At 47.9% G+C, this 11,051-nt stretch carries 11 protein-coding genes and 2 pseudogenes; 6 read left to right on the plus strand and 7 right to left on the minus strand.

The window, feature by feature from the left end; all coding sequences use genetic code 11:
• Positions 1 to 24: 24 nt before the first annotated feature.
• From zntB to smrA, 3 genes and pseudogenes are all read right to left on the minus strand, one after another.
• On the minus strand, positions 25 to 1,008 hold the full coding sequence (gene zntB, locus ACLJRU_RS01470; protein ID WP_000387365.1) for a zinc transporter ZntB: 984 nt from the start codon (positions 1,006 to 1,008) through the stop codon (positions 25 to 27).
• Positions 1,009 to 1,159: 151 nt separating this feature from the next.
• Positions 1,160 to 2,308 (minus strand): annotated as a pseudogene (locus tag ACLJRU_RS01475) (methyl-accepting chemotaxis protein).
• A 392-nt stretch (positions 2,309 to 2,700) separates the two neighbouring features.
• Positions 2,701 to 3,264: a DNA endonuclease SmrA gene (gene smrA / locus ACLJRU_RS01480; protein ID WP_001046799.1), complete on the minus strand. Its 564-nt coding sequence runs from the start codon at positions 3,262 to 3,264 to the stop codon at positions 2,701 to 2,703.
• A 257-nt stretch (positions 3,265 to 3,521) separates the two neighbouring features.
• Here smrA and ogt point away from each other — a divergent pair, with 257 nt between their 5' ends.
• The 3 genes from ogt (at position 3,522) to uspE (ending at position 6,083) form a co-directional block, all read left to right on the plus strand.
• Positions 3,522 to 4,037, plus strand: coding sequence for a methylated-DNA--[protein]-cysteine S-methyltransferase (gene ogt, locus ACLJRU_RS01485; protein WP_000945027.1), 516 nt, complete (start codon positions 3,522 to 3,524; stop codon positions 4,035 to 4,037).
• A gap of 195 nt (positions 4,038 to 4,232) precedes the next feature.
• Positions 4,233 to 4,985, plus strand: a complete 753-nt coding sequence (gene fnr / locus ACLJRU_RS01490) for a fumarate/nitrate reduction transcriptional regulator Fnr (protein WP_000611914.1) — start codon at positions 4,233 to 4,235, stop codon at positions 4,983 to 4,985.
• Positions 4,986 to 5,135: 150 nt separating this feature from the next.
• Positions 5,136 to 6,083, plus strand: a complete 948-nt coding sequence (uspE, locus tag ACLJRU_RS01495) for a universal stress protein UspE (protein ID WP_001540124.1) — start codon at positions 5,136 to 5,138, stop codon at positions 6,081 to 6,083.
• A 54-nt stretch (positions 6,084 to 6,137) separates the two neighbouring features.
• On the opposite strand, the gene ACLJRU_RS01500 is transcribed toward uspE, so the two are convergent.
• Positions 6,138 to 6,392, minus strand: a complete 255-nt coding sequence (locus ACLJRU_RS01500; RefSeq protein WP_000605645.1) for a DUF2534 family protein — start codon at positions 6,390 to 6,392, stop codon at positions 6,138 to 6,140.
• A 238-nt stretch (positions 6,393 to 6,630) separates the two neighbouring features.
• Between ACLJRU_RS01500 and ACLJRU_RS01505 the strand changes: the two genes are divergently transcribed.
• The gene (locus ACLJRU_RS01505) at positions 6,631 to 7,662 is read left to right on the plus strand and encodes a mechanosensitive ion channel family protein (RefSeq protein ID WP_000493671.1); all 1,032 of its coding nucleotides are present in this window, start codon (positions 6,631 to 6,633) and stop codon (positions 7,660 to 7,662) included.
• An 82-nt stretch (positions 7,663 to 7,744) separates the two neighbouring features.
• On the opposite strand, the gene ACLJRU_RS01510 is transcribed toward ACLJRU_RS01505, so the two are convergent.
• Positions 7,745 to 8,347: a helix-turn-helix domain-containing protein gene (locus ACLJRU_RS01510; protein ID WP_001540126.1), complete on the minus strand. Its 603-nt coding sequence runs from the start codon at positions 8,345 to 8,347 to the stop codon at positions 7,745 to 7,747.
• Positions 8,348 to 8,390: 43 nt separating this feature from the next.
• Here ACLJRU_RS01510 and ACLJRU_RS01515 point away from each other — a divergent pair, with 43 nt between their 5' ends.
• Both ACLJRU_RS01515 and ACLJRU_RS01520 read left to right on the plus strand, forming a co-directional pair.
• Positions 8,391 to 9,077, plus strand: a complete 687-nt coding sequence (locus tag ACLJRU_RS01515) for a B3/4 domain-containing protein (RefSeq protein ID WP_001540127.1) — start codon at positions 8,391 to 8,393, stop codon at positions 9,075 to 9,077.
• Positions 9,078 to 9,104: 27 nt separating this feature from the next.
• Positions 9,105 to 9,443 (plus strand): antibiotic biosynthesis monooxygenase family protein, encoded by a 339-nt coding sequence (locus tag ACLJRU_RS01520; RefSeq protein WP_000051816.1) that lies wholly within the window; start codon positions 9,105 to 9,107, stop codon positions 9,441 to 9,443.
• A 106-nt stretch (positions 9,444 to 9,549) separates the two neighbouring features.
• Here the strand turns inward: ACLJRU_RS01520 and ACLJRU_RS01525 are convergent.
• Both ACLJRU_RS01525 and zirS read right to left on the minus strand, forming a co-directional pair.
• Positions 9,550 to 10,107, minus strand: a pseudogene (locus ACLJRU_RS01525) (redoxin family protein).
• Positions 10,108 to 10,205: 98 nt separating this feature from the next.
• The gene (gene zirS, locus ACLJRU_RS01530) at positions 10,206 to 11,036 is read right to left on the minus strand and encodes a two-partner-like secretion system exoprotein ZirS (RefSeq protein WP_001242941.1); all 831 of its coding nucleotides are present in this window, start codon (positions 11,034 to 11,036) and stop codon (positions 10,206 to 10,208) included.
• Positions 11,037 to 11,051 lie beyond the last annotated feature (15 nt).

Below are 11,051 nucleotides of genomic sequence, written 5' to 3' on the forward strand. Positions count from 1 at the left end.
GAAATGGTCTGAAAAGCGCTTTTGTTACAACCATTTACTGCGATGCAACCATAAAGTAACACCACCGATCAGGACAACTAACAGAATACAAAACAGAGAAAAGCCGAACCGCCATCCGCCGCCAGGAATACCGCCCAGGTTAACGCCAAATAACCCTGTTAAAAAGGTGCTGGGCAGAAAAACCATCGCCATAAGCGACATGGTATAAGTTCTGCGCGCCAGAGACTCCTGCATTACCTGGGCAATTTCATCCGCCATGATGCCAGTACGCGCGATACAAGCGTCAATTTCATCCAACCCCCTTCCCAGCCTGTCGGCGATATCCTGCATTCTTCGCCGGTGATCGTCGCTCATCCACGGCAGCCGTTCACTCGCAAGCCGGGCATAGACGTCGCGCTGCGGCGCCATATAGCGGCGCATAACAATTAGCTGTTTACGTAGCAATGCGAGGAAACCGCGCGGTGGGATTTGCTGGTCGAGAAGATTATCTTCCAGATCGATAATTTTATCGTGTAGCTCTTCAATAAATTCACTGGCGTGATCGGTTAACGCATCGCACACATCTACTAACCAGCCGCCGCAATCTACGGGCCCGGTGCCCTCCTGCAAATCACTGACCACATCGTCGAGCGCCAGAACCTTTCGCTGACGGGTAGACACAATGAATCGCTCGTCCATATATAAACGCATTGCCACTAATTGATCCGGGCGTTCGTCAGTACTGCCATTAATACAGCGCAGCGTAATGAGCGTCCCTTCCCCCATACGACTTACGCGCGGGCGCGAGCTTTCACCAGCCAGCGCATCACGCACGTTATTGGGGAGTAAAGGCGTTGAAGCCAACCAGCGGGCGCTGTCCGGGTGGGTATAATTAAGATGTAGCCAACAGGGATGCTGACTATCGATCACATCATTATCTTCGAGCGGTTTTACTCCACCATGACCATCCAGTAGCCATGCGAAAACGGCATCCGGCACGTTCACATCCGATCCCTTAATGGCTTCCACAGCGCCTCCACGTTACAACTCTGATGCCGTTAGTCTAGCTTTCGGGAAAGGTTAAGCAATCTCTCATTTTCTCATTGCGCAAAAAGAATTACGGGAACCTGCGAAAAAAGCGCCTTAGCAACAGGCGCTTACCAAACATGTATTATCAGGCCTAGCCGCGCCTGGTGATGGTCGAAAGAGGTGATACATGAGAGCGCGACAGCGCATGTTCACTGTAACCCGGCTAGCTTAAACGAAATTTGTCGGTTTTAGTCTGTAACTCGATCACCTGCGCCTTTAAAACATCCGAAGAAGCAGATAGCGCTTCAACCATTAAGACATTGCTATGGGTTGTGCTTTCCAGATCGCTCAACGCCAGTGTTATCTGGTTAATGCCTTTTTCCTGCTCCCGCGTGGTGGTGGAAATTTCACTCATCAGCACGTTTAATTGCCCGGAACCGCCAACAATCTCCTGCATATTTTTTTCAGCCTCCTGCACTATGGCGGCCCCCTGCCGCACATTGTCATGCGTAACGTCGATCAGCGCCTTGATATTTTTTGCCGCCTCGGCGCTACGATGCGCCAGATTACGCACTTCCCCAGCCACCACGGAGAAACCTTTTCCATGATCGCCCGCCCGCGCAGCCTCTACCGCCGCGTTAAGCGCCAGAATATTAGTCTGGAATGCGATACCGTCAATCAATGATATAATCTCCGTCATCTGCGAGGCACAGTCGGTAATAGAACGCATATTTTCTGTAACCCGCACCATTAATTCACCGCCTTTACGGGCGCATTGGGTTGCACAATCCGCCTGTATGCTCGCCATTCGGGTATTATCCGCATTGTTTTTGGTACTCGCCGCCATTTCATCCATACTGGCGGCAGTTTGAATTAACGAGGCCGACTGCTGTTCCGTCTTTACGGATAGCGACAGACTGCGCGCCGCCAGTTGTTCGGAAAGGGTCATTGCCGTTTGCGAAGAGGATCTGATTTCACGTACCAGCGCGGAAATATTCTCCGACAGGCTATTAATCCCGGGGATGAGTCGCCCGGCGCAATTATTGCCAAATTCGGAGATATGAATAGACAAGTTTCCTGCTGCGACCTCTTCAATACTTTTCTTCACGGTATTAATCGGCACAACCAGATAGCAGGTCATATACCACCAAAGCAGTAATGACGAGATCAGATAAATAATATTACACGTAATTAAAATAGGGAGATCGTGCAGAAAAGCTATTTGTAAAGTATCCACCAAAAGAAACGTACATACCATGAATAGAATAATGCATGTCCTGACGCTGATATTTCTCAACATTTTTGACGGCCTACAACCAGGATAGGAGACAGGTTTTATTTTTATAGCATTTCAGATATCTATTGCCATTCGTTTCTTTGACATTCTCCATATTCAATACCAGACCATCGCCATTTCCCTTAGTGCAACAGATAAAATCACCTATATTCGCTATGCCAGAATATTCATCCATCCATATTGACAAGTGATGTACTTATCACCATTTTCTGCTTAATAGTTAAGTCGAAAGCCAGTATATTTTAATAGACGCTTAAATAAGCGAATGACTGTTTCTCCGTGTTATTACCGCGGACAGCGTTATCGCCCGTACTTTTGCAGAATCCTGAGCATCAGGCATAAAATCGGGTTCGCGCGAGCTTGCGCTGGCGGTCCTGTCCGCCAGCGGCAACGATTTACCGACTACGCTTCGCATGGCGCTCCCAGTTATCCTGTTTAGCCTGCACCGTTTTACGTAACGCAACATAACATGCCCCGCCGCCGCCATGGTGCGGCAGCGCCGAACAATAAGCCTGTACATCCTCAAACTCTGTCAACCAGCGGGCCACATAGCTTCGGACGATATTGGCATGCGACTTCGCCTCTCGCCCTTTACCATGAATGATCAGGACATTACGCAACCCCTCTTTCTGCGCCTCCAGGATAAAACGAAACAGCATTTTTCGGCACGTTTCGACCGGCTGGCGTAACAAATTGAGGCTGGCCTGCTGAGGGTATTTCCCACTGCGTAACTTGTCGATGACACCCTGCTGCAATCCTTCCCGACGAAATTCCAGCGGTTCATTCAGCGGCAGAATATCCAGAAAGCCCGTCGTCAGGAAATTATCAAGTTGAAGCGTGTCGATACGCTGGGGCGTTTTAAGATTACGCGTTGGCTGCCAGTGTACATCAGTATGGCGTTTCAGCGGCTGGACATCCTCCATGGCGTCAAGAAACAGCGCTTTATCGTCAAGGTTCATGGTTCATCCTCCAGCGTTTTTGCGACTGCCGTTATCATAACCGCGCCCTGTTATAGCGACAACGGTTTACAGTTATTTCCAATAACAGCGACAATGTCAGGCAATTAACCGCCTCGCCCGGCTCTCTTTTTCTCCGCCAACGATATTACTGTCGCTAAATGTGTTATCCCTGACTATCTTTTAAGGAGTATGGTTGCGGGTATTCCTGGCATGATATCTTGTCTCTTACGTTAGATTAAGACGATGTGAGAGAACGGATGCTGAGATTACTTGAAGAGAAGATAGCCACGCCATTAGGTCCGTTATGGGTGGTTTGCGATGAGCAGTTTCAACTGCGGGCCATTGAGTGGGAACAGTACCGCGATCGTATGGAACAACTGCTAAATATCCACTACCGTCACGAAGGCTATGAACGCGTTTCTGCGACTAACCCCGGTGGACTCAGCGATAAGCTTGCAGATTATTTTGCAGGCAATCTCGCCGTAATTGATACCCTGGAAACCGCCACGGGGGGCACACCTTTTCAACGGGAAGTATGGCAGGCGTTGCGCGCTATCCCCTGCGGGCAGGTGATGCACTATGGTCAGCTGGCGGCGCAACTGGGACGACCGGGCGCCGCACGCGCAGTCGGTGCTGCGAATGGCGCTAACCCCATCAGTATTGTTGTTCCCTGCCATCGCGTCATTGGGCGTAACGGCACTCTGACCGGATACGCAGGCGGCGTGCAGCGAAAAGAGTGGCTATTACGCCATGAAGGCTATCTTTTATTATGAAAATACAGGCAAAAAGTGCCTTATCGGTCACACTTTTATGTAAAGCAACAACAAATAAATTACGTGTTTTCAAATAGATAAAAGTATTCATCAAACTTATACTTGAATTATTCCTTCTCCGGGATAGCTCAGACTTACGCGCTCACCAAAAAGATGTTAAAATTGACAAATATCAATTACGGCTTGAGCAGACCTATGATCCCGGAAAAGCGAATTATACGGCGCATTCAGTCTGGCGGTTGTGCTATCCATTGCCAGGATTGCAGTATCAGCCAGCTTTGCATCCCGTTCACACTTAACGAGCATGAGCTTGATCAGCTTGATAATATCATCGAGCGCAAAAAGCCCATTCAGAAAGGGCAAACTCTGTTTAAAGCAGGTGATGAATTGAAATCGCTCTATGCTATCCGCTCCGGAACGATTAAGAGCTACACCATTACCGAGCAAGGCGATGAGCAGATTACTGGATTCCATTTAGCAGGCGACCTGGTGGGTTTTGACGCCATTGGCAGCGGTCATCATCCGAGCTTTGCACAGGCGCTGGAAACCTCAATGGTATGTGAAATACCCTTTGAGACACTGGATGACCTGTCCGGCAAAATGCCTAACCTGCGTCAGCAAATGATGCGTCTGATGAGCGGTGAAATTAAAGGCGATCAGGATATGATTCTGTTATTGTCGAAGAAAAACGCCGAAGAACGTCTGGCTGCGTTTATTTACAACCTGTCCCGCCGCTTTGCGCAGCGTGGTTTTTCACCGCGTGAATTCCGCCTGACGATGACCCGTGGCGATATCGGCAACTATCTGGGCTTAACGGTCGAAACCATTAGCCGTCTGCTGGGGCGTTTCCAGAAAAGCGGTATGCTGGCGGTGAAAGGTAAGTATATTACTATTGAAAACAGCGATGCGCTGGCGGCCCTCGCCGGTCATACCCGCAACGTCGCTTAAACGTCAGCCAAACCATTGATGTTATCTTCTGCCATATCGTTAAATTTTTCTCATTTATTGATCTGGCAGAAGCGCTTCCTCTGTTTCATTCACCATATTTGAGTTACTCTTTAGTTACAAACTGCGATGACAGTTGTAAGGAGACCCTGTATGGCTATGTATCAAAATATGCTGGTGGTCATCGATCCCAATCAGGACGACCAACCCGCATTACGGCGAGCAGTTTATTTGCATCAACGGATTGGCGGCAAAATTAAAGCTTTCCTGCCTATTTACGATTTCTCGTATGAGATGACCACCCTGCTTTCTCCTGACGAACGCACCGCAATGCGTCAGGGCGTAATAAGTCAACGCACAGCCTGGATACGTGAGCAGGCGAAATATTATCTTGAAGCCGGTGTCCCCATTGAAATTAAAGTGGTCTGGCACAATCGTCCCTTTGAGGCCATCATCCAGGAGGTTATCGCCGGCAGTCACGATCTGGTGTTGAAAATGGCGCATCAGCACGATCGACTGGAAGCGGTCATTTTTACCCCTACCGACTGGCATTTGCTGCGTAAATGCCCAAGCCCCGTGTGGATGGTCAAAGATCAGCCGTGGCCAGAAGGCGGCAAAGCCCTGGTCGCCGTGAACCTGGCAAGCGAAGAGCCCTATCACAATGCTCTCAACGAAAAGCTGGTAAAAGAGACCTTACAATTGGCGGAGCAGGTTAATCATACCGAAGTACACCTGGTCGGCGCCTACCCCGTTACGCCAATCAATATCGCCATTGAGCTGCCGGAATTTGATCCCAGCGTGTATAACGACGCCATCAGAGGCCAGCATTTACTGGCGATGAAAGCGCTGCGCCAGAAATTCAGCATCGATGAAAAAGTTACGCATGTAGGAAAAGGTTTGCCGGAAGAAGTTATCCCGGATCTTGCCGAACATCTCCAGGCGGGGATCGTTGTGCTTGGCACCGTTGGACGTACCGGACTCTCGGCCGCGTTTTTGGGGAACACGGCCGAACAGGTCATTGACCATCTGCGCTGCGACCTGTTAGTCATTAAGCCTGATGAGTATCAAACACCGGTTGAACTGGACGACGAGGACGATTAATCCCTCTTGCGTCCTGCCGGATGGCGCTGCCATCCGGCCAATACCCTATTCCTGTTACTCATCTCCGCCGAGGAAATAGATCCCCAAAGGAATCGCCAGCAGAATAGTGAACACCAGACTGTAAACGAAAATCATTGCCGACTGAATGGCATACATAGAGCTTGTCCACTCGGACAGTGGAATATGATACTGCTCAATCACACCGCCGATAGTCGCGCGCGTTACCACCGATGCCGCAACGATAAACACTGCCAGCAGGCATAACAGAAATTTTTTCCCCTTCGCCGATTTCAGCTTCATCATGATCATAGTATTGTCCTTTACAGATGACTTTTTTACCTGATAGCAACAATACCATGACAATCGCGCGATGTCTGCTCTATAAAACGTGACATTGTATTTACATAAAAAGTAAACCGCTGAGATTAAAGCTGATAGCACTATTTCTTCTTTTTACTTATCGATGATCTACGCGTTTATCCTGGGTAAAATACCTGTTAATCAGGTCATTCTGAGCTGTTATCGTAGGAAGGAGCGGAAAACAATAATGTTCACTGAATTTTTTCTCAAAAACGCATTTAATCTGGCGATACTTTTCAGTTGCGGTATGGCGTTGCTGGTCGTGAGATTTTGGCTCAGCCGTAACGTACAGTGGAAGAAAGGATTCACGTTCCATGCGGCACAGTTTTTTATTTACGCGATTATTATTGGGACCATCGGGAGCATACTGAATAATGCTATTGAAGATTATAATTTGCGTTTTATCTCTTCCGGGGTCATTGATTTTATCTGCACCTCGCTCATTGCGCTTATTCTGACGATAAAACTTTTCCTGATTATTAACCAATTTGAAAAAGCACAGGTCAATAAAGGTAGAGATGTCACCAGTACACGTATTCTGGCACGGGTCATAAAAATAACCATTATTGTCGCGATTGTCTTACTGTATGGCGAACATTTTGGCATGAGTCTGTCCGGTCTGCTGACCTTTGGCGGTATCGGCGGTATCGCTGTTGGTATGGCGGGCAAAGATGTCCTGAGCAATTTTTTCTCCGGTATTATGCTCTATTTCGATCGCCCCTTCAGTATCGGAGACTGGATTCGTTCTCCTGACAGAAATATCGAAGGTACGGTCGCCGAAATCGGCTGGCGAATTACACGAATTAACACATTCGACCACCGCCCGTTGTACGTGCCTAATTCCGTCTTTTCATCCATTAGCGTTGAGAATCCGGGACGGATGACCAACCGTCGAATAAAAACGGTTATTGGATTACGTTACGAAGATGCCGACAAAATTGGCCTCATTGTTGACGCTATCAGAAACATGCTGCAGGCGCACAGCGATATCGATCAGAAACAGACGCTGTTGGTCTATTTTAATGAATTCGCCGACTCTTCGCTGAATATTATGGTGTATTGCTTTACCAAAACAACAGTATGGCAGGAATGGCTTGCCGTACAGCAGGATGTTTACCTGAAAATTATTGCGATTGTCCAGGAAAACGGCGCTGACTTCGCCTTCCCAAGCCAGACGCTCTATATCGATGACCCGGAGGCCGCGCCTGCGACAAAATAAAAGATAGCCGGTGCCCGATAAGTGTTATCGGGGCACCGAGGCTTCCCTGTCCGGATGGCGGGTTGTTAGCGCCTTACGGTGATCAACGGCTCTTTTCATTCACCGTCATGGTAAATTCAAGCACCTCATTAGTGTCGTTAACGTAGGCATGAGGCATGTCGGTTCTGGCTACAGCGGAGCAGCCCTCCCGAATAATAAAGCGTCTACCGTCGACTGTTAATGTCAGTGTTCCCTGATTAACAAACAGTAATTCACAGGTGTCTGCCGGATGCCCTGCCGATTCAAACTGTTCACCAGGATGCATTATCCATTGCCAGAGTTCCAGCATATCTGGCCCGCTGGTTCCCGCCATCAGTTTTGCGCTGCCGCCTTTCTCGCCGCGCCACAACACCGGAGTAGCATCCCGGTCGATAAGATGGACCATCGGCTCGCTGGCGACGTTGACAAAATCCGCCACGGACACTCCCATTGCCGCCGCGATCTTACATAACAGCGCAATGCTTGGATTGGCTTTACAGCCTTCAATTTCCACCAGCATTCCTTTACTGACGCCGGAACGCCGCGCAAGCTCATCCAGCGACATCTTTTTTTGGCTACGAAATTGTTTGATACGTTGGGAAACAGCTTCATTTATTGTGCTGACGTCGGCGCCCGCCGTGGTCGATAAGTTGACTTTTTTGGTCATTGGTCGATATCATAGAAGAAAATAGTCATTACAGGATTATGCGATGTCTTCTATGTTACCGTCAATCAGCCCGGAACTGGCCCGTATCGCTCCCGGCTTTCGTGCATTAAGTATTAATGTTATTGCCGCTCCGATTCGCGATGCGCAGGTCGGAGAAATCGCGCTAAAAGAGGCCTGTCAGGCCGTAATTAACGGCCAACCGACGTGGGCCCAGGCGCATATAGACGCCTGGAATGCGGTGTTTAAAGCATTCGGCGCAAAACCAAAGCGCACCCCCTGCTCGGCTGAAGCGCTACGAAAACGCGTGTTGAAGGATGGAACAATGGCGGCGCTGGACCCGGTCGTGGATCTTTATAACGCCGTGAGCCTGCGCTATGCCGTACCGGTAGGCGGCGAAAATAGCGCGGCTTATTGTGGATCGCCGCGGCTGGTTTTCGCAGACGGTAGTGAAACATTTGATACCCTGAAAGAAGGACAACCCGTCACCGAGTCGCCAGAACCGGGCGAAGTTATCTGGCGCGATGACAGAGGCGTCACCTGTCGGCGCTGGAACTGGCGTCAGGGAGTACGTACCCGACTAAGCGCTTCAGATAAAGCGATGTGGTTTATCCTTGAAAGCTTGCCGGAAATGCCGGTTGATGAATTGTACGCGGCAGGAAACATGCTGACTGACGGCCTTGAAAAAATGTTGCCAGGTTTACGTTTTGAATCCACGTTGATAGGTGTTTGATTGATATTGCGTAACAGGAGAAATACCATGTCGCTGTTTCTGACAAGTTTTATTTTCGAAAAAAAAGAGTACGACGAAGAATTTTATCAACTGGATGGCTGGATTGAGCGCTATACACAGACTATTGATGGCTATATTGGGATGGAAAGCTATACCGATGCCGCCAGCGGAAGAATGGTTAATAATTATTACTGGCAGACCCGCGAATCAATGGAGCTATTGATAAATAATTTACAGCACCAGCAGGCCAAATCACAAAGTCATAAGTGGCTTTCCGGTTACCAGACGATTATTGCAGAAATTCAGGGGTGCCATAACGTTAACCTGCCCCATCCGCTGGCATCATTTTCAGTTCCTTATGCGTGATGCAATAGTATATGTGTTAAATGTGGGGGCACTACAGGAGGATGCCTGCGCCCCTGCATTGCCGGTTATTCGGTTCTCTGTGCAGGGACGGTGCTGATATAAGTGATTAGTAAACAGGAAGATGAGTGATATCTCGTGGTACAATAACACGCGTAACCACATTATTTTCATCGCACTCTATCAACGCTCTGGCAAAAATACTGAGCTCATTAATTTTCAGCCCGGAATTATCCAAAAACTGGCGGCAAGCGTAGTCAGAAACAAAGGTTATGCCGGGATGAATATCATGTTCCCGAATAAAACGGGCCTGAGCAAATGGCGTATCCATACTCAGCACATATACCGCCCGGTTTGAGTGGCTACCCGCTGATTTAAGGCGGTCACTATAGTCTTATACCTGCCATTCACAAACCGGCGTATCCAGTGACGGGACGACAATAATCCGCTTTTTTATCCCCGGGATACAGTAACCCGGTAATAAATTATGGCTCACCAGCCCCTTTGTGCAGGGTAATGGTTCGCCTTCAGCCAGTATACCGGGTTTGAGGGTCAGCTGCGTTTTGCCAAAGGTGACAGCGTGTTCCTGACCCAATGAGATATAATCTTGTGTTGTTGCTGATGTCATAAAAACTTCTCCTTTTAACGTTTGTATTATTTTAGCCATAATAATTATTTAGCAATCCGCTAAAAAACCAAGTGAACATCCATAATAATATGATGGTGATAAAAAGAATTATATTAGTCATAATGATTAATATCGTTTTATAGTCTTCCTCTGATGGAAATTTCTTTCGTGAAACTCATTGCATATTTAAAAGATATGTCAATACGTTCATTACTATGCCCACGATAGGTTATAACTTGTGTATATTTACCTGGAACATTTTCTTTCTTAAGAGGGCCATAATCCCATAAGCCTTTTAAATTTTCACGCGCTACAGTCTTATTAATGTGAACTTCATTTACAGGATTCCCGTCGATATCCTTAACAATAGTTGTGATGGTGGCACTTTCACCCGGCGATAATACAGACTTATCTATACTCATAACTGTTAAATCTGGGCTTGGCGTATTAGATATAGTTTCTGTTTCAATATACTGGAACTCAGATACCGATGGCACAGGCGTGTACCCTGACGCTGAAGCCATATCCGTTTCATTATAAATTTCTAGTTTAATCTTTGAACCCCGATGTTCCTTTTGGATGTTAAATTTATGCTCACATGGCTTTTCACGTGTAAGTATATGCTGAGAGTTATCTTTATTGATCTGATAATACGTACATACTGTAGTAAAAGTTTCCGCAGACTGATAGTTATTATCCGGATCTCTGATGCCTACATTTCTGGCATTCCTCGCAATAGTCATTCCCGGAAAAGGTGTATACTTTTCAATAGAAAAGCCAAGTCCATTAAACTGCAATTCGTAGGTATCACGAGGTGTTCCAGGCCTGTGCCCAACGCTCGGCGCCGTAGGAGGAGAAAACATCCCGACGGTTGCCGCGGACGTTGTCGACGAATCCGCCGAGACGCTTATCGGCACAGCCGCCAGAAGCAGGCTATAGATAATAAGATTATGTTTCGACATACGCACTGTTGATCCTTTTTA

The organism is Salmonella sp. SAL00653, assembly GCF_046552515.1.
GTDB lineage: Bacteria > Pseudomonadota > Gammaproteobacteria > Enterobacterales > Enterobacteriaceae > Salmonella > Salmonella enterica.

What these genes read in the sequence shown, in the direction of transcription:
- smrA (WP_001046799.1), bottom strand. Translation starts at nt 3,264, where the DNA reads ATGAACCTTGACGATAAAGCGCTGTTTCTTGACGCCATGGAGGATGTC.
- ACLJRU_RS01500 (WP_000605645.1), bottom strand. Translation starts at nt 6,392, where the DNA reads ATGATCATGATGAAGCTGAAATCGGCGAAGGGGAAAAAATTTCTGTTA.
- ogt (WP_000945027.1), top strand. Translation starts at nt 3,522, where the DNA reads ATGCTGAGATTACTTGAAGAGAAGATAGCCACGCCATTAGGTCCGTTA.
- ACLJRU_RS01520 (WP_000051816.1), top strand. Translation starts at nt 9,105, where the DNA reads ATGTCGCTGTTTCTGACAAGTTTTATTTTCGAAAAAAAAGAGTACGAC.
- ACLJRU_RS01505 (WP_000493671.1), top strand. Translation starts at nt 6,631, where the DNA reads ATGTTCACTGAATTTTTTCTCAAAAACGCATTTAATCTGGCGATACTT.
- uspE (WP_001540124.1), top strand. Translation starts at nt 5,136, where the DNA reads ATGGCTATGTATCAAAATATGCTGGTGGTCATCGATCCCAATCAGGAC.
- ACLJRU_RS01515 (WP_001540127.1), top strand. Translation starts at nt 8,391, where the DNA reads ATGTCTTCTATGTTACCGTCAATCAGCCCGGAACTGGCCCGTATCGCT.
- fnr (WP_000611914.1), top strand. Translation starts at nt 4,233, where the DNA reads ATGATCCCGGAAAAGCGAATTATACGGCGCATTCAGTCTGGCGGTTGT.
- ACLJRU_RS01510 (WP_001540126.1), bottom strand. Translation starts at nt 8,347, where the DNA reads ATGACCAAAAAAGTCAACTTATCGACCACGGCGGGCGCCGACGTCAGC.